The following is a 25038-nucleotide window of genomic DNA, read 5'->3' on the forward strand; positions in this document are numbered from 1 at the left end:
TCAACAAAACAGCTATTCAGCGATCGTTCGAAACCGACTTGAGTCGCTCGCCGCTACGGTGAGAGGTGCTTACCTATGCTACAGGATCATGCCAGCGCGCTTGCCCCGAGTGCTAGCCAGCCAATCGAGGAGTTCCTCAACCAGCGGATTCTCTCGGGCGAGTGGCCCACCGGCTTCAAACTTCCCTCTGAAGAGAGCCTGCGGAAGCAGTTCGGCGCGAGTCGCACGCTCGTTCGCGAAGCGATTCGTCGGCTGCAAGGTCGCGGACTGCTCAAAACCGTCAACGGCAGCGGCAGCTATGTCGCCGGCGGCGAATTGCAGCATGTGTCGATGGCGCTCAACGCCTACTCGGTGCTAGCCGCCGATCATCGCACGTTCGCCGATCTGCTCGAACTTCGCATGGCGATCGAAGGCGACGCCGCGGCGAAAGCGGCGGCCGATCGCGAGGGCCAAGCTTGGCGACAACTCGACGCCAAGCTGCAAATCATGAGCGCCGCGCGAATCATCGAGGAATTCGCGATTCTCGACATCGATTTTCACATGGAGTTGCTGCGCACCTCCGGCAACGAACTGTTTGCATCGTTGGGGGCGGCGCTCCGCGACCGATACGTGCGATTCGCCATTGATTCGTACCGTTCAAGCGAGCACCTGCGGAACGAAACGATGCTCGAACACCGCGTCATCGTTGACTCGATCAAGTCGGGACGGCCTGAAGTGGCGCGCGAAGCGGCGCGAAGCCATGTGTCGCGATCTAGGGGGCGTTGGGAAGAATTGCATCATCTGGCCACGACCCCGACCACAGACGATGGCAACAACCCGCACGCAGACTTCGCCGGCAACAAACCTGCCGACGAGTCGCGAACGCACCAGCCGCATGGACGCCGAGCGTTGCAGTCGAAGCAGCGAAAGGGGGCGACATGAGCGTTCCCGCTGGCTACCAACGCGTGCTCTGGTCGTGCGTGATTGGGCTTTTGGCGCTCACGTCGGCGACCGCTGCGCCTCTGCAGGCCGCGGAAGTCGCTCCTGCAGCGCAAGCGCCGGCAGTTTCGCAAGCTGAGGTTACCTCGGACGCGATCAAGGCTTGGCAAGACAAGCGGTTCGGCATGTTCATCCACTGGGGACCGGTCGCGCTCAAGGGGACGGAAATCGGTTGGTCCCGCGGGAAGGAGGTCCCCGCGGAGGAGTACGACGAGCTTTACAAGCAGTTCAATCCGACCGAGTTCGACGCCGTCGCCTGGGCAAAAATCGCGAAGACCGCCGGCATGAAGTACCTCGTGCTGACAACGAAGCACCACGACGGTTTCTGCCTGTGGCCATCGAAGTACGACCCCTACAACATCAGCGCCACGCCGTTCAAACGAGACGTCGTCGGCGAACTTGCCGCAGCCTGTCGGGCCGAAGGAATTCAATTTTGCGCCTATTACTCGCTCCCCGACTGGCGCGGAATTGACTACCCGCTGGCGTCGCCAGGGGGCTCCGCGAAGAGCGCGAACCCGAACATGCCGCAGCATTACCAGTTGATCAAAGATCAAACGAAGGAACTGATCGACAACTACGGACCGCTCGGCGTGATGTGGTTCGATGGCGACTGGGAAGACCCTTGGACGCTAGAGTACGGCAATGGCTTGTACGACTATCTGAAAGCGATCCAGCCCGATTTGGTGATTAACAATCGCGTGAGCAAAACGCGGATTTCGCCTGCAGAAAAGGCGGCCCGCGGCCTGCACATTGCGGGCGACTACGATACTCCCGAACAGCGGATCGGCGGTTTTGATCGCGACATGCCGTGGGAAACGTGCATGACGATCTGCGAGCAATGGTCGTGGAAGCCGAACGACCATCTCAAGCCCCTAAAGCAATGCTTGCAGTCGCTCATTCAGACGGCTGGCGGCGACGGAAACTTTTTGTTCAACGTTGGTCCGATGCCAGACGGTCGGATTGAACCTCGACAAGTCGCGCGGCTCGAAGAAATGGGAGCATGGCTCGCAAAGTACGGCGACGGCATCTACGGTACGCGCGGCGGACCATTCATGCCCGGCGATTGGGGTGCTGCGACTTGCAAAGGAAACACCGTCTACTTGTTCGTGATGAACTGGCCCGATGTGGGGCCGCTGCAACTACCCGCCATCGATCGCCAGATCAATGCGTCGAAGATTCGCAGCGGCGGCCAAGCCGTCGTAAAGCAAACCTCTGACGGCATCTCAATCGATGTATCGCCTGCCGATCGCGCTGAGATCGCGACGGTTATTGAATTGACGCTCGACGGTCCGGCTCTGTCCCTAACGCCGGTTCCAGTGCGATTGAGGAGCGGGTCACTTGCCTACGAGCAGAAGTCGTCGGCCTCGAACGTCTTTCAGAATGAGAGTGCTTACGACGCCAGCCGGGCGTTTGACGACGATTCGAAAACCCGGTGGGCCGCCGATGGAAACGTGCAGAACGCTTGGCTGCAAGTTGACTTCACAGAACCGACGGTGGTCGCGCAAGCCAAGATCGACGAGCCAGAGGAATTTCAACGCATCCAGAAGTTTGAACTGCAATACGACAACGGCGATGGCTGGAAAACCGTCCACCGTGGAACCGCGATCGGATCGCAACAAACGATCGAGTTCAAACCGATTACCGCACGCCGGGTGCGGCTGCAGATTCTCGATGCGACGGATGGGCCGACGATTAACGAATTTCGACTGTTTGCACCGCAGCCCAAGACGCCGACTCCCTCGTCATGAGTCAACTGACCTCCCAACTTGCATCATCTCCAGCGGCGCACGTTCCGTGCCTGCCGCCGCGCGAGACTGCATTGCTGGGCAGGACAGGGGTTGGAAGCGAAGAGGCGCCTGGGGTAGCTGCTGAGACGCCAATGAAAAACATCGCCCTGGCACTTCAGGAATCGGTCGTCCTGCGGTTCTCGATTCTGCAGGGGGTGCAGGATTTTGCGCGGACTTCGCCCGATTGGAAGCTGCTCCGTTCGGAAGGTTCGCCGGTGCTTTCGTGGGAAGAAGCCTTTGCATCGAGGCCTGACGGCATTATCGGCTTCATTGGCGCGGAAGGGCTGCCGAGCGATCCGCCGCTCGCGACGCCTGTCGTCTGCGTCAACAGTATTCACGATTGCCCGAACATCGCGCGAGTGCGTTCCGACGCCGTCGCCGTCGGCGCCCTGGCGGCGAGATACTTCCTCGGGCTAGGGTATCGATCGTTCGCTTACTGCACGGATGTGCCGAGTCACTACTATTCGCAGAACCGATCACGCGGCTACCGCTATGCCCTTGAGGATGCGGGATACACGCCGCGCGAATTGATCCTCAGTTCGCCGCGTGGCGATGCCAGCGGGAGCGAGTTGGCGGAACTGAAGCTGTTGCCATCGAAGACGGCACTCTTCTGCGTCACTGATGCATGTGCTCGCCGAGTCCTCAATTACTGCGAAGATCAGGCGATCGAGGTTCCGCGGAGCTTGGCCGTGCTGGGGACGGACAACGATCCCTTTCACTGCGAAGGGGGCCGCACGCTGCTCTCCAGCATTGAGGTCAACCATCGCAAGATCGGGCTACAAGCCGCGCAGTTGCTCAGCCGCATTCTGGAAGGCGAGGCGCCGCCCGCCGACGCCGTGTTGGTCGCGCCGGGAGACGTGGTCGTGCGCGCCAGCACCGAATTGAGTTTGACGGCTGCACACCCGGTCGTCGCTCGCGCACTAGCGGCGATTGAACAACACTTTCAGATTCGCGAGTTCACGGTGGAGCGAATCGCGTCGGCCTGCGGCGTCTCGTCGCGGACGATCGGCCGGCTCTTCCGCCAGCAAGGGATGGCGTCGCCGTACCAGGTGCTGCTGAATTTTCGCATCAGCGCCGCCAAGCGCTTGCTGGAAGAAACTCCGCTCACAGCCGACGAAATCGCTTTCAAATGCGGCTTCGCGGACTACTCGACTTTTTATCGAGCATTCAAGAACCATGTCGGCATCGCGCCTTCCGCGTACCGATGATGCGACGCCGACTGCGGCAACCCGTGATGAGACAACTATTTGAACGTGGTGGAGAGTGGCGAGAAACAAGGCAAATGTCCGAAAGTGCAATCCCTCACGCCGTCACTGCAATGGACGGTTTTGGCGATGAGAATTGCAATGAATTAGTAGAGTCTTTGGCGGGGCGCAGGCAGTCGAAGTGGCGACTTTTCTCGGAACTTGGTTCGCGGCGCGTGAATCGAGTTCCTCGATGGGCGGTTTCTTTTCTTCATGTTTTTCTTCTTTGGGGGTGACTCGTGAACAGGCATTTCTTGAGTTCCGTCGCGGCATTGCTGGGCGTCTGCGTGATCGCTGCGCCGGCTGTACGGGGAGCGACGTTTAGCGGCAGCTCGAGCGACATCACTGATTTTTCGAACGGGAGCGAGGTCTCGACCGCCGGCACGCTGGTCGATGCCGTGAACTTGCTGAACGCGAACGTCGGCGGCGTCGGCGTCAGCACCACGATTAACGGCGTGTTGTTCAAGGGAACGCAGCCCGGTTCGTACCATGAAGGGGCCGAGTCGTTCGCAAACGCTTCGTTCGTGTACCACGGCGGCGATGGCTACGCCGACAGCGGCTTGTGGTCTTCGGGCGGGGCCTACGACACGCTCGCCGATTCGCAGCTCTACGGAATCGACAACGGCAACGTAAACGTCGGCGACGGCTACGGGGTCATCAACCTCGTCCCCGGCCAACGGTATCAGTTGCAGGTGTTCATGCTCGACGATCGATCGGGCGTGAGCAAAACCTTCCCGCTGCAATTTCAGGAAGCGGCGTTCACGGGCAACTTCGACGAACTCAATCCGAACACGCCCGCCGTGGAAATTGGTTACATCGGCGGCATCACGATCGGCGGCAACGGCGTCCATCAAGCAAACGGCGAAATTGCGACGGTCAATTTCGTGATCGACGCCGGCTACAACGGTTTACTCGTTAACACGTGGGATAACGGCGCCATCAACGGCATGCAATTGCGTGCGATTCCCGAGCCTTCGACGCTCGCCCTGGGCGGACTCGCGGGGCTCGGGCTGTTTCTGCGAAAGCGGCAGACGAAGAAAGCATAGCGTAACCAAGCTTCTCGGTCGGTGCTGGCCTACCGAGAGGCACGGGGGCAGCGGCGTCCAGCGACGATCGCGATACACGTGCGGTCGTCGCTGGCGTCCAGTTTGGCGGAACTTTTTTACGGAACTTGCAAAAGCAAGTCGCTGCTGAGCGCAGCGACGAGAGCTTGGCGGCTCTTTTCAACTGAGCGGGATCACAGAGCGGCACTCCGTCGATTCCGGCTCTTCATCGAGTCTTCACCGAATGCAATACGGCAATCTGCCACATAACGTTTTCTTGAACGGTACGCCCTCGCGTAGTGGCTTGGCGGCTCTGCGCGCTCTGACGCTGGCACTAGCGACCTGCGGATGCCTCGCACAGCCGGCGAACGCGGATCCCAACTACATCGATAATCTTGTCTTCACCGACCGCAGCCCCGGTAGCCCCCGCGCGAATTCGTTCGAAGCAACGCTCCGACTCGACGCCAACGACGCATCGTTCGCCGGCGCCGCTGGTTGGGGGGGTGGATTCGACACATGGCAAAAGCAATTTGACCACACAAAAACGCTCGGCGCCGAACGCTCGTACGCGGGTCTCGTGTTTCTCGGCGACTCGGTGACGCAAGGCTGGGGCGCCGTCGGCGGCCGGCAGGTGAATAGCATCGGCGCCAGTTCCTGGAAGTCGCCGGAACACAACTTCGGCAAGTACGGCGCACTGAATTTCGGCATCGCCGGCGATCAAACGCAAAATCTCATTTACCGCATTGAGAACGGCGAACTCGACAACCTCAATCCGGGCCTCATCGTGCTCATGATCGGCACGAACAATCTCTTCGCGCCGACGGGAAATCCTGGCTTTCCCGCCGCGGACTATGTTGGGCCGGCTCACACGGCGGAAGAGGTGGCTGACGGCGTGCTGGCCACGGTGCAGGCGATCCGGGAACACGCCCCCAATGCGAACATCCTCACGCTCAGCACGCTCCGTGGTTTGAACAACGCCGATCCCGATCGCGTCGCCGCCAATGCCGCCAACACGCTGGTGAAGCAAGCGTTCGACCTCGATACGAATCCGAAGCTTCACTACCTCGATTTCGCCGGACTGTTCCGCAACGCCAACGGCACAATTAACGCCAACATGAACGGCGACGGCGTCCACTTCACTGCCGCCGGCTACGAGGCTTGGGCCGACGCAATCCAACCATTTGTCAACCAATACGCCACGCCTGTGGCCGATGCCTTCTTCCCAAACGTCGCTCCGCGTGGCGTCGCTTCCTGGACGAACTCGGTCGACGGATCCTTCGGGCACTACGCCTTCGGCGCGATCGACGGCGATCTGACGACGATGAATCACGGCGACTTCAATGGCAGCTCGGGCGGCAACGCCGCCGCGCCAGACGTCTTCACACTGGAACTGGACAATACGTACAACCTCGCCAACATCGAGATCGTCAACCGCGGATCGCTCGACGGCGGCTCGGCGGTCTCCGATGCGAGGCTTACGGGAACTGTTCTGCAAGTTCTCGGAGCTAACGGAACCGACGTTCTGTTCACGACCACGCTCGCCGAAGATCCGACGCAACTAGGCGAAACGCACGCCTTCGACAACGGCGGAGCGGGATTCGCCGGGGCCAAGTTCATTCGTCTCACCGCGAACAACTTCCTCCACATCCGGGAGTTGCGGGCCAACGTCGCGGCAGTTCCCGAACCAGCAGCCGAGATCTCGCTCGGCGCCGCGATCCTCGGCCTCGGCCTGTTCGTCCGCACGCAAACCAAATCACTTTTCTCGCACTGAACAACTTCATAGAAAGAGAGTCTCAGCATGAAACGACTCCCCATCGTTAGTCTGGCATGCAGCGTCGCGCTCTTCGCGTCTTCGGCCGGAGCGGCGACGTTCAACGGCGTCTCGCACGACATCACCGACTTCGTCAATGGTTCGGAAGTCTCGACCCGCGGCACGCTCGTTGACGCGGTCAATCTGCTCAACGCCAACGTCGACGGCATCGGCGTCAGCACGATGATCAACGGCGTGCTGTTCAAGGGGACGCAACCTGGCGCTTACCACGAAGGGGCCGAGTCGTTTGGCGAAGCATCGTTTGTTTACCACGGCGGCGACGGCTACGCAGACTCGAATCTTTGGACCTCGGGAGGAGCTTACGACACGCTCGCCGATTCGCAGATCTACAACGTCGACAACGGCAACGTCAACTTTGGCGACGGCTACGGGGTTGTGAACTTGGTTCCCGGCCAACTGTATGAGTTGCAGGTCTTCATGCTCGACGACCGTTCGGGCGTCAGCAAAACGTTCCCGCTACAGTTCCAGCAAGCGGCATTCACCGGCGTCTTCGACGAACTCAATCAGAACACGCCGGCAGTCGAAATCGGCTATATGGAAGGGATCACGATCGGCGGCAACGGCGTCACGCAGGCCAACGGCGAGATCGCTACGATCACCTTCTCAATCGACCCCGGCTACAACGGTCTGCTCGTGAACACCTGGAGCTCCGGCGCCTTCAACGGCATGCAGCTGCGGATGGTCGATGCGATTACCGGCGATCTCGACCACAGCGGTTTCGTCGACGGCGCCGACTTCCTCCTCTGGCAGCGAGGTTACGGCACGCAGTACACGCAGGCCGATTTGGACGCGATCAAAGCCAACTTCGGTACGCCGCAGGCCGCTGTCGCAGTGGCGAGCGTGCCCGAGCCTGCGGCCGCTGCGCTTGGCGCAACTGCGGGATTGATCGGCTGGTTGGCGCGCCGTCGACGGTCGTAGTGGACGTCCTAAGAGTCCGCCGTCCCGCGTCGTTCCGGAACACTGCCTTCGGCAAATCAGCATCGGTTCTTCAACGTGATTGAGTGATTTAGATGGCCAACCATCTCAGGAGTCAGCGAATGTCAGGAGCAGTCCAAAGCAATCAATCACGAGCGAATATCCGAGCAGCAACTTTGGCCTCCGGATTTACGCTCGTTGAGTTGCTCGTCGTGATCGCGATCATCGGCGTCCTTGTGGCGCTACTGCTGCCGGCCGTTCAGGCGGCCCGCGAAGCCGCGCGGCGTTCACAGTGCGTCAACAATTTGAAGAACTTGGCTCTCGGAAATCTCAATCACGAGAGCGCAATGAAGGTATTCCCGCGGAGTTACGACGGCTTCGGCGGCTCCTCGCCGCAAGCGACGCCGGCGAAGGAAAACGGTTCGAGCTGGATCGTGTCAACGTTTCCTTACATCGAACAGCAGGGACTCTACGATCAGTTTAAGAACGCGCAAGCGTTCGAGGGACGATTCGACCCCGATAGCGGCGGCGCGATGTCCGGAAGCCAGCAGGGCATCGCTCGTAACACGCCGGCGATGCGTCAACTCATGCAGACTCCGCTCGATCTGATTCATTGCCCCTCCGACGGCACATCGGGCATCCCGAACGAGACGCAATTTCAGTGGTCCAACGACAAAGGAACTGCCGGCATTCCTGTGACGCTCACGAACTACAAAGGAAATGCCGGAAGCGCCTGGTGCTATGGAATATGGAAAGGCATTCGCAGCGAGAACCCTGCAACCGCGCCGATCGGCGGTATTCTGTTCCGGGCGAACTACGTCACGCCGGTGTCGGTGAAGCAGATCACCGACGGGACCTCGAACACGTTCCTCATCGGCGAGGACTTGCCGGAATACAACGCGCATTCCGCGGCCTTCTATTCGAACGGCTCGTGGATGGCGACTGATGCGGGAATGAATTACATGCCCGAACCGCCTACGCCGCGAGATTATCCGGATGTGTTCGGCTTTCGCAGTCGACATGCCGGAGGCGCGCAATTCGCAATGGCCGACGGCAGCGTTCGGTTCTACGAGGGGGAGATGGACTACAACCTGTATCAAGCTCTATCCACGAAGGCCGGAGACGAGGTTGCTAATTAGCGGCCTTACCGCTGCTCCCAATGCCCGCTGCGGCGACGCCGCAATTTCATGCTGAGAAGGATCGTAGGAATGCCCTCCGAACATCGCCTGTTGCTCGTTGTGAATAGCGCTAGGACTGCGGCCACGCTTCTGCTGGTCGCGGCGGCGACGTGCTTGGCGACGTCCGGTTGCAGCAAGAGCGATTATTCGACGGTGAGCGGCGGCGTCTCTTTGGATGGGAAGCCGCTTGATGGCGGCGCGATCGTCTTCGTCCCCGAGACGTCCGGCCCTCTCGCCTACGGCAAGGTGCGTCCCGACGGCTCCTACACGCTGCAATCGTCGGGCGGCGTCGAGGGATTGAAGCCGGGGAATTACGTCGTGACGATTTCCTACCGTAGCGGCCAGCCCTCGTTCGGAATGACGCTGGCGCAGATCCAGGCGCTGGAGAAAGTCCCGATTAGTTACACCACGCCGGAAACGTCGAGCCTCCATGAGCAAGTATTGGCGGGTGAGAACGTGATTGACCTGAAGCTGACGTCAAAATAGGCCAGCGCTATTTGTTCGTCGCTTTCCAAAACGAACATGCCTGAAGCTACGGCTTCATCGCTGCTCGCACCCGCAACGCCCGAACGACGCGAGCGCTGGGACATATCCCCTCACTAACGGAACGATCGGCTCCGCATCCGAGAGCCGGTCAGCGCATGGCAGTAGACCGGGCACTGCCCCGCAATCTGAAGCGGAGCCGCACGGAAGCGACTTCCACCCGTCTTCAATTGCCCGAGCATCACTCGGCAGGCTTCAATCGCCCCTGCGTCTGCGTCATCTGGCAGTAATGTTATGCATTTCGTGGCATGAGCCTGCCATCAGCAAAGGTGTTCCCGGACGAAGTCCCAGACAGCCATCCAGCCTGCTGCCTTTCGGTGGAACGCTCAAGGCCCTCGGAAATCTTCACAATTATTGGAAGAAAGACAGTTAAAGTAGGCAATTGATCGCCATGTTCCTTGGTAGGCAAGGAGTACTCATTGTGCGACGATGCCTGAGAGCCCACTTTTCTGCGCTTGATTCCGCAAGCGGAGCGTATCGCTTTGGTCGAGAAATCGTCCGTTGAATCAGATGCTCCCGATGAAATCGATTGGCCAGCTGAAAGCGCCAATCTGTTTGCGGAACTGCTGCGCGAGAGCCATCGCGACCTGTTCGTGTTCATCTACGCCCTGGTGCAAAACCGGGCCGATGCGGAAGACGTCTACCAGCAAACCACGATGGTACTGTGGAGTAAGTTTGCGGAATTCAAACCCGGAACGAATTTTGCCGCCTGGGCGACCCGCGTCGCGCACCTTACGGCGCGGCATTTTATTCGGTCGCGGCGGCGACAGCATCTCTACTTCAGTGACGAAATCCTCGATTCCCTGCGAGAAGTCTACCGTCCGCAGGGCCCCGAGCACCACGCGACTCGAATGGAAGCGTTAGCAGTCTGTATGGAGAAACTTCCGCCGCGAGACCGCAGTCTCATCAATCGATGCTACGCGGGGGACAACGACGTCGCGAAAATTGCCGTCACAGAGAGCCGCACGGTCGCGTCAATTTATCAGGCGATTTACCGCATCCGCAAAAATCTGTTCGGCTGCGTCCAGCGAACCCTAGCAACGGAGAACCGCTAGATGCCGCTGCCACGCCACGACGCCGATGAGCTATTCCGCCTACTGAGCCTGCAGTGGGACGATGCTTGCCCGCCCGAAGTGTTGGCGAGGATTGAACAAATTGCGCGAACCCACGGCGATTCGGCGATCGAATTGATCCTCGAATACAGCGCACTACACGCCGACATCGACGCCGTCGTCGCGTCTTCCCAGGCTTTCGATCGAGCCATCGAGGGGATCGAGCAAACTCGGATCAGACCGCGCAAGCCAATTTCGCGACAGAACGTCGTCGCCAACCCTGAAGCGAGCAAGCCGCAAGGCGTGCAAATATCGAGATGGCGAGCCGTGTTCGTCGTGGCGGCCAGCCTGCTGCTGGCCGTGGGAGGATCATACTGGTTTGATCCACACGTCCGGCAAGAGCGGCCTTCGATGGGAATGGGCGGCGTTCAGATGATTCTGCGTCCGCCGCAAACCGTCGCCTGCGTCACGCGGCTGACGAACGCCACCTGGGGCCAGTCCTTGGCTTTGGAGGAAGGGCAGACGCTCAAAGAGCATCAGCGGTTGGAACTACTTACCGGTGCTGCACAGCTCAGCATGGCCTGCGGCGCGGAAATCGTTCTCAAAGCTCCCTGCACGATCAGATTGCGTTCCGACGACTTTGTTTACCTTGAACAAGGCGACTTGACCGCGGAGGTTGCGAAGTGGGCGACCGGTTTTGTCGTCGACACAAAGGGCCTACGCATCACCGACTTGGGAACCCGCTTTGCCGTGTCGGCAGGGCCTTCGGGGATTGCGGAAGCGCATGTGCTCGAAGGCGAAGTGCTAGCCGAGCCAATGAAGACGCATCGTCCAAAACAGTCGTCGATGCTGCTCAACGCCGGCGAAGCTATTCGCGTGAGCGTGCCTCAAGCGACTATTAATCAAATTCTCGCAGAGAGCGATCGGTTCGTGAGCCGCTTGAAGCGCTTCCGGCCGCTGCGACCGATCCAACTGCGCAACACAGGAATCTCGCTCGGGGTAGGCCAGGACGATCCGCACTGGACGGTGACGGCGGGCGATCCTGCCTACGGCCCGTACCCGCACCCGGCGGTGATTACGGGAGGCGATCCCAGCTATCTAGACAATATGCCCGATGGCTCGCAGTGGGTCTCCGTCAAAAGAGACGCTTGGCCCGGCATCCCGACGTCGTCCACGCATACGTTTGAGACTCGCTTCAATCTGAAGGGCTACGATCCGGCCACCGTCTACATCATCGGTTCATTCCTAGTCGACAATTCGATCGGCGAATTGCGCATCAATGGCAAGCCGGTAAACTTCAATCGCTGGATCACCACGTGGGACGTCCACGATTTTGAAAGCTTCCACACAATTGAGATCCTCGATGGATTCGTCGAGGGCGAAAACGTCATCTCAGTCGACGTGTTCAATACCCCCTCGCATCCGGACAATCCTGAGTCGCCCAATCCGATGGGACTTCGCGTCGAGTGGCAAGCCTTTGGCTGCGAAATCGAGCCGTCACCCATCGTCGATCGGCTGTAAACTTTTCTGCATCCGACGCTAGGTGCGTTCGGCAGCGTGAAGATTATGTGAGTAATTCTTAACATTGTGCGTTAAAGAACGCAGGTTCTCGTCATGAATTAAGGTAAGCAGATCGATGGCAACTAGTCCGAGAAGTCACGTACTCGACTTGCGGGCCCTTTGCCTCGGTTAGCTAGGCACGAGTTGCCGTATATCGAAACAGAGAAGGCAGTTACTGAGCTACATTGGCGATTGGTCATCCTCGGAACATGCCAATCGCTTCGTTCGGCACCCCGGACGAAGCTCGCGTTGATCGCGACGCTAATGCAGCGGTCGTCCATTTTTTCACTTTTCTGCAGCTGCCGCTAATCGGGTCGTCGCCGTCTCGTCGCGTTTACGCGGGCCGCTTCGCTCGTCGAATCGCAATCTCGTCATTGCACGGCGTTCACATCATCCATTGAATGGATCGCGATGAAAATGCGCACATACCGGAAGTGCTCAAACTCAGCGTTCACGCTGGTTGAACTACTCGTAGTCATTGCCATCATTGGCGTGCTCGTGGCGTTGCTGCTGCCCGCGGTGCAGGCAGCACGGGAAGCCGCGCGCCGCTCGCAGTGCGTCAACCAATTAAAGCAATGGGGACTGGCGATGCAATTGCATCACGACGCCCAGCAGCGACTGCCGTATGGCTGCACCTCGTACGATCTGCCCACCAAGCGAGTCCGGCAGACCTGGGTCGTGCGGCTATGGCCGTATATTGAGCAGGGAAACCTAGCGCGTCAGTTCGATTTGAAGACCGACTTCGAACTTCCGCCCATGACCATCACCGGCACCATGAATGGACTGACAGGGCAGTTCGTGGCGTTGTACTACTGCCCCAGCGACGTCACCGGCACCGACCAAATCTCTGGCACGTATCAGCGTCGCCGGGGCAACTACGTCGTTAACTGGGGGAATGCGAATTTCGGCGGCGCATTCCGAGACAGCGAGCTTGTTGGTTTTCCTGGCATCGCCCCCTTCTCGCACGTGAATGGCCGCCCGTTGGAACCGCTCGACACCTCGTTTGCATCAATCACGGACGGTACGAGCAACACGCTGATGATGTCGGAGTACCTGATCCCGACAAGTCCAGAGGACAATGATTGGCGCGCCGACATTCACAACAATGAAGGCGTGCATCGTTTTCATACGCTGCAAACGCCGAACTCGTCGGCTCCTGATTTGATCAAGAATGGCTGGTTTCAAGACAACGGCGATCCGGCGATGCCGGCCACCGCTGCGAGCGAAGACAGGAAGCAAGAGAATGCCGCTCGCAGTCGACACAACGGCGGCGTGAACGCGTTGAATTGCGATGGTTCCGTGGCATTCCACAGCGACGGCATCGCACTTCTTGTCTGGCAGGCGCTGGGCACGATGAACGGCGGCGAAACTGTCTCTTCCAATTAACGTTCTACGATCACTCGTCTACTGCCTCGAATTCCACTTTTTGGGATCATCATGCCCATGATGCACTACGTTCGTCGAATTGTTCCGATCGCAACTTTGGCTTGCGTGATGGGCTGCGGAAGCCAAGATCCCAATCGCGGCGAGGTGACCGGAATCATCACCGTCAACGGTCAGCCTGTGGCCGCAGGCGCCGTGGCGTTCAGCCCGGTCGACGGACAGTCGCCGACCAGCGGCGGTAAGATCCTCGACGGAAAGTACACGGTCCAAGCGTCGACGGGAACGTCGCGGGTGGCCATCCGCGTCCCTCAGGTTGTTGGTGAGAAAAAACTATATAGCACCGCCGATAGTCCCGTGCGGCCGGTAATGAAGGAGACGCTGCCGCCGGAATATAACGATCGCACGACGCTTACGCTAGAAGTCAAACCCGGCGACAACGAGCACAACTTCGATTTGCAGACGAAGTAGCGTGCCCGTCATTCACCTGCACTCGGCTCGTGGAAACTCGAGCCTCGCCTCTTCAACTCCTCACGAATCAACTTACTCGCCTTGGAGGTTGGATCATCATGCCGCAGACCAAGAAGTACTCCCTACGCCTTGCCGTGTGCACAGCGATTTTCGCTATCGCTTCGAACGGAGCATCTGGCGCCATTGTCGCCAATAACGAATTCAATCTTGGCCCGGAGGGAGGCACCGGTCTGTATACGCCGACGTTTCCGTCGGGCGGTTCTTCAATCACCGATCTGCTGAACGGCAAGCTGCCAAGTAACAGCGTTGGCAACTTCCAACAAGAAGGCTCCACCGGCGTTGCCGCGTTGACGAATGGTTCCGTGCAGACGGCATACGGCAACGGCGGCGCAGAGAGCCCGCACGCCGCTTACGCGACGGCTGGCCCCGGCCAATCGGTGACCTACGCCTTGGGAGGCGTCTACAACTTGTCGTCCATCGTGATCTACGGCGGTTGGAACGACGGCGGCCGCGATGCTCAGCACTACAACATCTTGACCTCGACCGACGCGGGCTTGAATTACACGTTACTGACGACCTACGACAACAGCCCGGGGCAAACCACCGCCACGCCGGTGCCTGTCTCGCAGCGAACGGCGTTCACTGAAAATGCCCTGCCGAACCTTGCCGTCAACGTCACGAATATCAAGGTCGAGTTCCTGAGCGTTGAAAACGGCTACACGGGCTACACCGAAATCGACGTCTTCGGCAACCAACTATTCGCGCCTGGCGACGCTAATCGCAACGGCGTCGTCGACATTAACGACTTCTTCGTGATCAGCAACAACTTCTCCAAGGTTCCCTCGTCGCCAGGCTTGGACGGCGACATTGTCGTCGACAACGTCGTCGACGTCCTCGACTTCCGGCTTTGGAAGACAAGCGTCCCGGCTGAAGTGGCTGCGCTCGCCGCGAACTTCGGCGTTCCGGAACCCTCGTCGCTCGCACTGGCCGGCGCCGGCTTGGCTCTTCTCAGTGCGCGTCGCCGTCGAGGCTGAGCGTCTCTCTACGCCTGCACGAATCCACTTCTTAAAGATTCTCCCTACAAGGGCGCTCTTCATATGAACTATTGCACTCGCATCTCTCTGATCGCATTGCTGCTGTGCGTCGGATGGGGCCGCACAGCCAACGGACAAGAAGGCACGGCCAACTCATGGGTTGGAACCAACGGCGATTGGGCCGTCGGCTCGAATTGGTCCGCTGGTGAACTCCCCGATGGCGTCGGCTTCGACGAATATGCGAACGTCAGTAACGGCGGCACGGCCAACGTCACCTCGGCGATCCCCTTTCAGCCCGGCCAGGTGATCCTCGCGAAAGAAGATGGAAACACCGGGACCGTCGTGATCGGCAACGGCGGCACGCTAACGACTGTCGATCGCCCCGCCACGAGCGGCGAATTTAACGTCGGCTACGCGGCAATGGGAACGGGAAGTCTCACCGTTCAGCCGGGCGGAACGTTGAACGTCGCGACAAACCTGTACCTCACTGGGGCGCCGGCGAGCAGCATCACCCTCGGCGGCGCCGGAGCCGGCGTCACGGCAGTGAACGTCGGGTTCGCGGCCAACTTCGGCCGCAATCTGCGCGTCATCGGGCCGAACGTCAATCTTTCGGCGCTTTCGGTGAACTTCCAGGCGGAAAGCACGTTTACCGCCCAGATCACTGGTGCCACGCACTCGGCGCTCAAATCGACGAACGTGGCAAATCTCGGCGGCAAGCTGAAGCTGGAATTCAGCGGCGTGACGCCGACGCTCGGCAACAGCTGGAACCTGATCGATGCGTCGTCGTTTGCTGGGCAATTCTCGTCGATCGACGCCTCCGCAGCTCCGGCGCTGCCATTCGGCCAAGTCTACGAGTTCAACACGGTCGCCGGCGGCGGCAGCACGAACGGAATGTACGGCCGCGTCTCAGTGGCTCAGAAACTTGTGCTGAATGTCAATCGCAGCACGGGCGCCGCGTCGATTGCTACCGGCCCTGGGACTGTTTCGATCGACGGCTACGCGATCAAGTCGGCCCAAGGTTCTCTTTCACCGGCGGGTTGGAACAGCCTCCAAGCCCAGGGCGTCAGCGACTGGCGGCGGTCGCCGCAAGTCGGCACGTCTAAGCAACTCATCGAGCTGAAGCCCACGGGCTCGACGGCCATCACTTCCGCGACGCCGCGAGCAATCGGCAATGCCTTCGCCTACCCTGCAGCGACGCAGTTCGGCGTTGAGTGGGAGGACCTGACGTTCGAATACTACACCCCGGACGGCAAGGTGACGCAGGGGCTGATCAACTACACCGGTACGAAACGCCACAACAATCTGGTGCTCGTCGTCGATCCGGCGACCGGCAATGCCCAGGTTTTGAATCAGTCGAATCTTTCCGTGAACATCGACGGTTACAAGATCACCTCGACCAGCGGGTCGCTGCAGCCGGCGAACGGGAAGTGGCTGAGCCTAGACGACGACAACCGCTTAGGCGGCGATTGGCGTGAGTCGAATGCGAGCGTCAATCAACTCGCGGAACTGAAGCCAGCCGGCTCTTCGCAAATGGCGGGCGGGGCCACGTTCCTGTCCATGGGCCAGATGTTCAAAACCGTCGGCGCCGGCGGAACGCAAGACTTGGTCTTCGAATACCTCTTCCCCGGCGAGTCGGCCTTCCGGCAGGGAGTCGTCGTCTATGGAACGCTCACGACGCCCAGCTTGGCTGCCGACTTCAACCACGACAACACGGTCAATGGACTCGACCTGACCGTATGGAAGGGCGCCTTTGGAACTGGCGCAGCAGGCGACGCCGACGGCGACAACGACAGCGATGGCGCCGACTTCCTGATCTGGCAGCGGCAGTTCGGACAAAGCGTCACGCCGAGCACGGCAACCGCCGCAGCTGTTCCGGAACCGGCGACGCTCGCGTTGATTGGGTTGGGAGCGATAGGCTTGGCAGTTTGCTCGCGCCGCAACGTCGGCACATCGCGCTGAGCGGAGTTCGGCGGCGACGGTTGTCGACGGGGGCGACGACCTTCACGCCGCAACCAATTGAAATTGTCACCACTTGAGGAAACGTCTCATGAGTTGGAAATTCTTCGTCGGCGCCTGCTGCGCCATGGGCCTTACGGGAGCGGCTCACGCGGGCGTCATCCATACCTCGCACACCGTCTCGGGCATTCCGGCCGGCGCGGTGGGAGATCCGTTCAACCCGGTGCATGCACCGGGCGGGCCATCGCCGAGCGACCTGATCAACGGCTTGTTGCCAATTGCTTCCGGGCCTGGTGACTTTCAGCAAGAAGGCGCTGAAGGCCTTTCAGCGTTGACCAACGGCTCCATCAGCACGTTCGTCGGGGCAGGGGCCGGCTCCGATAACCACGCCGGCTACGCTACTACCGGCGGCGGCTCAGGCGGACAGTCGGTCACCTATGCTCTCGGCGGTAAGTATAACATCACGCGCGTTGTGTCCTTCGGGGGATGGGCCGACACCGGTCGTGACGAGCAGCACTACAACATCTGGACGTCGACCGACGGCGTGACGTTCGACCTCATCGCCTCGCCTCCTTCGGTGAACTCGGCAATTCCTCAGCCGAACTCGGGCGGCAAGTTTGCCGTCTCGCATCGAATTGAAACATTCAACGACTCGCTACCGTTCTTGGCCACGGGAGTATCGCACATTCGGTTCGACTTTCCGGGCGTTGAAAACGGATTCACGGGCACGACGGAGCTCGACGTCTATGGCGTCGGCGTCCCAGAGCCGGCAACGATGGCATTGGCTGCCGTTGCTGGAACATGTTTGTTGCTGCAGCGTCGCAAGCAGTAGCAACAAACCATTCGATTCGCTGTTGCTGCCAGGGTCAGCCTGTCTTTGGGGGGCGGGCCGGCCCTGGCATTTTTTTCGTTTGAAAGCATTTTCTCCGCTGATCTGGGTTACGCTGAAGCGATTCTCATCCTCAACGCCATCTCCGGCCTACGGCGGCGATTCATCGGCGCCGCGATCAACGTTCGCATCACACTTCAATTGAGTTCTCACGAAAGCTTTCGGCATGTTTGGCAACGTTTGGAACAGACGGCGGGAAAGTCGATTCGCAGCCGCAAACCGGGGCAGTCGTCGGTTGCAATTCGAGCAACTGGAGATTCGCCAAGTTCTCGCGGCGAACGTCTACATTACAGAACTGCTCGCCTCGAACAGCAACTCGATCAAGGATGGCGACGGCGACTCCTCCGACTGGATCGAGCTCTTCAACAACGGCACGACTGCCGCCGACGTCAGTGGCTATTATCTCACCGACAAAAGCACCGCCCTGACGCAGTGGGCCTTCCCGGCGGGAACGATCATCGCTCCGAAGTCGACGATTATCGTCTTCGCCTCCGACAAGGCCGCGTCCCATCCCCCGGGCGAACTCCATACGAACTTCAAGATCTCCGCCGACGGCGAGTATCTAGCGCTCGTGGAGCCAAACGGCACGACCATCGTGCAGCAGTTCGCACCGAAGACGCCGTCCCAGCAGACGGACATCTCCTACGGCCTGTCGATGTCGTCGAGTTCGACGACGCTCGTCGACGACACGACTCCGATGCGCTATCTAGCCCCCGTCAATAACAGCGCCGATGCGGTATGGCGGACGACCGCGTACAACGACAGCGCCTGGTCGCTCGGAACGGCCGGCATCGGCTACGAAGCGTCGCCGGGGAGCGCGAACGAGTTCACGTCGCTCATCGACGTGACCGTACCGTCGACGACGACCACGGCGTACACGCGGTTCACTTTCAATGTGGCAAACCCAGGCTCGTTCAAAACGTTAAATCTCGGCATGATTTACGACGACGGTTTCGTCGCGTATCTCAATGGCACGCTGATCGCCTCTTCGAATGCTCCCGGCTCATTGGCCTATAACTCGATTGCCACCGGCCAGCGCGGCGACGAGGTCGTGCTCGCTGGTTACGTGAACTTCGACGTCAGCAACAAGTTGAGCGAGCTAAAGCAGGGCGCCAACGTGCTCGCGATTCATGCGCTAAATCAATCGGGCAGCAGCGACATGCTGATGATCCCAAAGCTGACCGGCGGCATTGCGGAAGTCGTTACGCCCATCGTGGCCGGATACTTTCAAACGCCGACGCCTGGCGCAGCGAACGGACAGATCTTCACCGGAATCGTGGAAGATACCGCCTTCAGCGTCGACCGCGGCTTCTACTCAACTCCGTTCAACTTGGAGATTTCGACGCCGACCGCCGGCGCCAAGATTGTCTACACGATCAACGGATCGGCGCCGGCCGTCGACGCCAACTTGAATATTATCAATGGCTTCCTCTACACCGGGTCGCTGTTGATCAACAAGACGAGCAACATTCGCGCGGCGGCGTATAAGCTCGGCTACGCGCCGACCAACATCGACACGCAAACGTACATCTTCACCAGCGACGTCATTCACCAAACCCAACAGTCGGCTCTCGCCGCTGGCTTTCCAGGCACGTGGGGCAGCCGGGTGGCCGACTATGGCATGGATCCCGACGTCATTGGCCCGAACGATCTCTTCGGCGGAGTTTACGCGGCGCTGATTGAAGACAGCCTCAAAGCGATCCCAACGCTGTCGCTAACGCTCGACAACGCCGACTTCTTCGGCCCTAATGGCATCTACTCGAACGTTGGCGGCGAGGGAGTGGCGTGGGAACGGCCGACCTCTGCGGAACTAATTTATGCCGACGGCACGAAAGGGTTTCAGATCGACGCCGGCCTGCGGATTCACGGCGCCGCGTCTCGATCGCTCTCCAAGAAAAACGCCTTGCGGTTGCTATTCAAGGACGAGTATGGCGCCGGCAAGCTCGAGTACCCGCTCTTCGGTGAAGATGGCGTGACCAAGTTCGACACAATCGTGATCCGCCCGCACTTCAACGATGGCTGGGGATGGGATGGCGCGCTCGGCGACCCGCTTTACGCCCGCGATCAGTGGTTCCGCGATACGCAAGCAGCGATGGGAAATCCATCGGCGCGCGGAAACGTGGTCCACCTCTACATCAACGGCCTCTACTGGGGACTCTACAACCCTAGTGAACGTCCTGATGACTCCTTCGCTGCGGAGACCCTTGGCGGCGAGAAGGAAGAATACGACGTCGTCAATCACGACGGCTTGGCCGACGGATCGATCGACGCCTACAACACGATGATTGCACTCGCTCAAGCCGTGAGTTCCGCCTCGGGCGCCGCAGCGAAAAACGCCGCCTACCAGAATCTGCAAGGAAATTTTGCCAACGGCCTGGACAACCCCAACCAGGAGGATTATCTCGACGTCGCCAACTATATCGACTACATGATCCTCAATCACTACGGCGGGAACAACGACTGGCCCGACCGTAACTGGTACGCGAACCGCCGCCGCGGTCCGGAAAGCGAAGGCTTCAAGTTCTTCGCTTGGGATAACGAGATTTCGCTGGACCTCAGCGACCGCACCAGCATCAATGAGAACAATTTGGGGATGTCGACCGGCGCCGCACAAGCGTACGGCATCTTGCGCAACTACGAAGAATTCCGCCTGCAATTCGCCGATCGAATTCACGAACATCTATTCAACGGCGGCGCGCTGTACGTCAATCCCGCCAGTCCGACGTACGATCCGAACAACCCCCAAAACAACGTGCCGGCGGCGCGGATGGCGGAGCTTGCGGATCGAGTGTACGACGCCATGCCGGCCGAGTCGGCACGGTGGGGCGACCAGCATGTCACCGTCCCGCGGACCAGGAACATCGAATGGCAGAACCAGCTGAACTACATGCTGGGAACCTACTTCCGCGATCGGCACGGTATCGTCCTCAATCAATGGAAGGCCGCTTCGCTCTACCCCAACGCCGTGGCGCCGGAGTTCCTCGTCAACAACCTCCGGCAGCATGGCGGCACGATCGCCGCCGGCGGCATTCTCTCCGTGCAGAACGGAAACACCGGGTCGCCGGGGACGATTTACTACACCACCGACGGCAGCGATCCGAGACTTGTGGGCGGCGCCGTCAATGCAGCGAGCGCGCAGGTTTTCTCCGGCAACATTCCGCTGTCGAGCGCAACGCTGGTCAAGGCCCGCATCCTCCGCAACGGCGAGTGGAGCGCGCTGACGGCTGCGACATTTACTCCAGTCGCCGTCTCCGCTGATTTCAACAGCGACGGCGCCGTGGATGGCGGCGATTTCCTGGCGTGGCAACGGGGATACGGGCTTGGCTCAACCCGAGCGCAGGGCAATGCCGACGGCGACTTGGACGTCGACCAAGACGACTTGGTCGTGTGGAAGACGCAGTTCGGCCAAACGACGGCGACGCCCGCTTCTGCGATGTCGGTCAGCGCGCCAGTTAGCTTGAACTCGTACGTCACGGAAGCTTCGTTCATGGCGCCGCTTTCGTTGGAAGTCGACAACGGCGACACAGTCGTGGCGGCCGCAACTTCTTCGACGCCTGCACTCAGCCGAGTCAGCGCAATCCTGCAATCACGGGCGTGGAACGCAGACGTCGCGGCGAGGCAGACGCAAGACGTCGCTCATCATTCGGCCCGCGATGCGGCGTTCAACGACGACGTGCGTGCCCATGCTGTGAACCATCGGCATGAGGGCGTTCTATCCTCTCATTCTCAGGGAGCCTCTAGCAAGCTCTTCAAAGACGTCGAAGAGTCTAGCGCATCCGAAAGAGACGAAGCAAAGCTGGCGGCTTTGAGTGACTTCCTGCTTACAGGCATCGCACCGAAGTTATAATCGAAATGCGCAGGTTAAAAAGTGCGGCCGCATGAGAGCGGCCGGTCGCGCGATCGTTACGCTACGACGCCGTCGCTTGCTTCTTGTTGCTATCAGACTCACGCTTGCCAGGCCTAATGCGTAGAGTTTGAACTTCGAAAGGATGGAGGTGAGTCGACACTTCCGTGCCTTTCGCTGAGGTCTGGCCGTGCGGATGCATGTGCGCGCCTTCGATGCCGCTCACGACTTCAACCGACGCGATTCCGGCCTCCTCAAGCGCGGGGACCGAGAACTTGACGTCGCCGTGTTCACCATTGCCTTCGCGAATGCGCACGATATAACCATCGCCGTCTTCGGCTCGCTTGAACGACGACATACGGATGTTTTCGGAGCCAATGTCAACGAAGCCCTTTAACGCGTCGCAAATTGCCGGCGACCAGCGCGTGGCGCGAAGCGAACTTTGCGCCAGTGAAGTCTTTCTGCCGAAACTAATAAAGTAGCGGAACTCGAAATTACCTCCTTGCTGGGCCTGGTAGTTGGTGTGCCAGTAGTTGTTCATTACATACGAATAGATCCTGCCATTCTCGATCGGTAGCGACTCCAACTTCTTGTGCGTGTTGACGTCCTGGAAAGAGACTAGCGGCGCATCCGGCGAAGACCAGACGACGTCGTCGCCTGTCTTCGGACCTTGCAACCGCACGAAATCTTGCACGCTGAACCAATCGAGGCACGCCCGCGGCATCCAGTCGCGGCCGGCTTGCACGGTGGCGCCGCCGACTTCGTAGTCGATTTGCGGCTGCTTGAATGCGAACGGAAAGCTGACGTAAACGCCTTCCATCTCGCGAACCGGCCGCTTGCCTTTCATGCGTAGCACGCACTGAATGTCCGGCGAGTCGGCAGCGACGCACACCTCCAACTCGACGATTCCCAAGATCTCATGCTCGTAGCGGGAGACGATCGATCGCTCTTTCCGCTGGATATCAATCAGCTTTGGCGTCGAAAGCGTCGATCCCGTCGCGACGTCGCTTCCGCTGGGGGGATAGCCGCGCTGCTTTGCGTAATACAAAACCTGGCCAAACCCAGACGAGTTTGCGGCGTCGACGCTGCCCCCAGCGGGCGAACGCTCGACGAATTCACGGCCGTCGTCTGTGCGGCGGATCGACCTAATCAAACCAGTCGTCTGATCCATGTCGACAGCGAGGTAGCCCGAGCGGAAGCTAAGAGCATCAGATTCAGGAGCCACTGAGTTGCGACGATCGCGTTCCCAGCTTCCAGTAAACGCGAGCCCCTCGTCGACGATCTTCTGCAGTTGGTCGCAGAGCAGGCGCGATTTCATCGCATAGCCCGCCTTCACGGCAAACAACGTGAGCGTCTGCGGATCATCGGGAAGCGACACGCTGTGGTGCGCTCCCCAAGTATGTTCGTCGTAAAGAAGTGCGTTCTCCCACGCCTCGTCTATGAGCTTTTTGGGATAGTCGCGAATCTTGCCTTGTGCATGGAGCCCCGCAAGCAACGCTTCGAGCAACACGAGTCGGCGAACGCTGTCGCGATTGAGCTTCGTTTCCGCAGCGCTCGAGCCAGCGCCATCTTCCCAGTAGGCGCCTTGGTCTCCCCTCACGACAGGAGCATGTTGGGCGGCTTCAGTGCGTAGCCGCTCGAAGAAATCAGCGTTCGTGCCGAGAATCAAGCGCGGCCATTCGTATTTCGCGTTCCACTGCTCAACGACGGCGGGCAGGTTCTCATCGAGTTGCACGTTGTCAAAGTAAGCGCCGTGCAGATGGATGACGTTGTAAGGATATGGTTCCTTTGCGTCAGGATTGTCAAAGATGTAGGTGAGATAACCCGGCAGCCGTTGTTCGGCGGCTTCCAGAGACATCGTCAAACCAACCGTCGTCGCCTCGGCGTAATGCTTGTGGACCATCGTCAGCACTCGAGCGCCATCCGGGCCTTCCCACCAGACAGGTTGATACGCGCGATCGGCGCCAAATTTCCAAAAGTCGCTGCGATCAGAATTGCTGCCAATCGAGAGAAACTCGATGCCGCTCCCCGCCAGAATGGTCGGGAGCGACCAGACGTGACTCGGCGAATCGGTGAGCGACGCGGTCTTCAAATCAAGCCGATGCTCCCGAGCAAAGTTGCCCGACCAGTACAGCCACCGGTGCAGCCCTTCGTCGTTCGGCAGCCCTGTGAGAAGATTCACCCAGCCGGCGTCGAGCCCGACGCGGCCGCTACGGACTTGGTCGACGAGCCGATCGCGATCTGCGGGATTGGCGTTCTGCCACCAACGTTGCAAGATGTAAGAGCTTTCGTTAGTCCACGAAAAGTTTTCATACTTCTCGCCGAATGCAAGCGCTCGAGAGAGACTATCAACGTTGCGCGCAACGGCCTGGTCGGCTGTGTGCGTGTAACCGTTATCGAAATGGGCTTGAGGGACGACGTACAGCTCAATCGGACGATACCCTGGCCAGTGTAGATCGTATGATTTCTGAAAGTTGTCCGATCTGATCTCTAACTTCAGATCCTGAGCTTTCTCGTGTGCGGGGATGGAGAGGTCGGCCGTCAGCGGCCCGTAGAATCGCTTTTGCCCCGCATCGAGGCCAAGGGTTGCTTCACTCCATACGCTTCCTGCAGCGTCGACGATTTTCAGATTGAGCGGCGTCGACACCCGCCGCAGATCAAGCGTGAGGCGAAATTGCTGTCGCGGTCCATCGGGCGTCCGGTGAACGAGCCGCGCCGATTCCTTGTGGAAGTCGACGCCGACTTCCGAAGCAAGCGGGGCGTCGATCCAGTCAATCTCGATCCCGTCGTAAACGATCCATGACCCGTCGTCGATCGATTCGATCGCGAGCATCGTTGATTCGTCAATCAGGTCTTGTCCTGCGATGAGATATTCCGCCACGGCAGGAGAAAGGTATTCGAGACGCTCCGTTTGACGCGAAATATCAGCGCCAGACGGGGCCTTTAAAATCCAGCTGGCGGATGGCCCGAAAGTGACTCGCAGTCGCGGAGGCTGGTAGGGGTGCGCGCCGAGTACGCCAATGCGAATCCGATAGACCCCGTACCGCCGCGGCGTCGCGACGGGCGTCCTCAGCAGATAACCGCGCGACCCCGCCCACACATCGCGAACGCCGGGGTGCAGATGCGGCCACTGTTCCGGACGCAGCGGCTGTTCAAGGTGATCGAAAGCAACGTTGAATCCACTGAGGGGAATGACGTTGAGATCGTCGATCGACTGATCGATTGAACCAACGCGCAAGATCGGCGTCCAACCATCGGCACACGACCGCTCAACTGCGATCAGCAGCATCAGCGAGCAGAAGCCAAATCTCATGAGAGCGATTGTCATCACAG

17 protein-coding genes are annotated in these 25038 nt (G+C 59.7%); 16 read left to right on the plus strand and 1 reads right to left on the minus strand.

What is annotated here, in order from left to right:
* Positions 1-75 precede the first annotated feature (75 nt).
* From ACQY7R_RS08005 to ACQY7R_RS08080, 16 genes are all read left to right on the plus strand, one after another.
* The gene (locus ACQY7R_RS08005) at positions 76-921 is read left to right on the plus strand and encodes a FadR/GntR family transcriptional regulator (RefSeq protein WP_428305082.1); all 846 of its coding nucleotides are present in this window, start codon (positions 76-78) and stop codon (positions 919-921) included.
* The gene (locus ACQY7R_RS08010) at positions 918-2726 is read left to right on the plus strand and encodes an alpha-L-fucosidase (RefSeq protein ID WP_428305083.1); all 1809 of its coding nucleotides are present in this window, start codon (positions 918-920) and stop codon (positions 2724-2726) included. The genes ACQY7R_RS08005 and ACQY7R_RS08010 overlap by 4 nt, the downstream gene beginning before the upstream one ends.
* Positions 2727-2857: 131 nt before the next feature.
* Positions 2858-3973, plus strand: a complete 1116-nt coding sequence (locus tag ACQY7R_RS08015; RefSeq protein ID WP_428305084.1) for a substrate-binding domain-containing protein — start codon at positions 2858-2860, stop codon at positions 3971-3973.
* Positions 3974-4263: 290 nt separating this feature from the next.
* Complete coding sequence (locus ACQY7R_RS08020) at positions 4264-5055, plus strand: PEP-CTERM sorting domain-containing protein (protein WP_428305085.1); 792 nt, start codon at positions 4264-4266, stop codon at positions 5053-5055.
* A gap of 301 nt (positions 5056-5356) precedes the next feature.
* Entirely contained in the window at positions 5357-6823 is a 1467-nt protein-coding gene (locus ACQY7R_RS08025; protein WP_428305086.1) for a GDSL-type esterase/lipase family protein, read from the plus strand.
* 27 nt (positions 6824-6850) lie between these two features.
* Entirely contained in the window at positions 6851-7801 is a 951-nt protein-coding gene (locus tag ACQY7R_RS08030; protein WP_428305087.1) for a hypothetical protein, read from the plus strand.
* Positions 7802-7974: 173 nt separating this feature from the next.
* Positions 7975-8937, plus strand: a complete 963-nt coding sequence (locus tag ACQY7R_RS08035; RefSeq protein WP_428305088.1) for a DUF1559 domain-containing protein — start codon at positions 7975-7977, stop codon at positions 8935-8937.
* Between the two features lie 69 nt (positions 8938-9006).
* Entirely contained in the window at positions 9007-9462 is a 456-nt protein-coding gene (locus ACQY7R_RS08040; protein WP_428305089.1) for a hypothetical protein, read from the plus strand.
* 539 nt (positions 9463-10001) lie between these two features.
* On the plus strand, positions 10002-10574 hold the full coding sequence (locus ACQY7R_RS08045) for a sigma-70 family RNA polymerase sigma factor (RefSeq protein ID WP_428305090.1): 573 nt from the start codon (positions 10002-10004) through the stop codon (positions 10572-10574).
* Positions 10575-12092, plus strand: a complete 1518-nt coding sequence (locus ACQY7R_RS08050; protein ID WP_428305091.1) for a hypothetical protein — start codon at positions 10575-10577, stop codon at positions 12090-12092.
* A 450-nt stretch (positions 12093-12542) separates the two neighbouring features.
* Positions 12543-13517, plus strand: a complete 975-nt coding sequence (locus ACQY7R_RS08055; RefSeq protein ID WP_428305092.1) for a DUF1559 domain-containing protein — start codon at positions 12543-12545, stop codon at positions 13515-13517.
* Between the two features lie 57 nt (positions 13518-13574).
* Positions 13575-13982 carry a hypothetical protein gene (locus ACQY7R_RS08060; protein ID WP_428305093.1) on the plus strand — a complete coding sequence of 136 codons (408 nt, stop codon included), beginning with the start codon at positions 13575-13577 and terminating at the stop codon, positions 13980-13982.
* Between the two features lie 98 nt (positions 13983-14080).
* Entirely contained in the window at positions 14081-15016 is a 936-nt protein-coding gene (locus ACQY7R_RS08065; protein WP_428305094.1) for a discoidin domain-containing protein, read from the plus strand.
* A gap of 63 nt (positions 15017-15079) precedes the next feature.
* The gene (locus ACQY7R_RS08070; RefSeq protein WP_428305095.1) at positions 15080-16975 is read left to right on the plus strand and encodes a PEP-CTERM sorting domain-containing protein; all 1896 of its coding nucleotides are present in this window, start codon (positions 15080-15082) and stop codon (positions 16973-16975) included.
* Between the two features lie 88 nt (positions 16976-17063).
* A complete protein-coding gene (locus ACQY7R_RS08075) occupies positions 17064-17804 on the plus strand; it encodes a PEP-CTERM sorting domain-containing protein (protein WP_428305096.1) in 741 nt (246 codons plus the stop codon).
* A 292-nt stretch (positions 17805-18096) separates the two neighbouring features.
* A complete protein-coding gene (locus ACQY7R_RS08080; protein WP_428305097.1) occupies positions 18097-21708 on the plus strand; it encodes a CotH kinase family protein in 3612 nt (1203 codons plus the stop codon).
* A gap of 61 nt (positions 21709-21769) precedes the next feature.
* On the opposite strand, the gene ACQY7R_RS08085 is transcribed toward ACQY7R_RS08080, so the two are convergent.
* Complete coding sequence (locus tag ACQY7R_RS08085) at positions 21770-25033, minus strand: glycosyl hydrolase-related protein (protein WP_428305098.1); 3264 nt, start codon at positions 25031-25033, stop codon at positions 21770-21772.
* Between the last annotated feature and the right edge of the window lie 5 nt (positions 25034-25038).

Origin of the sequence: Lacipirellula sp., from assembly GCF_965279485.1 — a bacterium.
Classification (GTDB): Bacteria; Planctomycetota; Planctomycetia; order Pirellulales; family Lacipirellulaceae; genus Lacipirellula.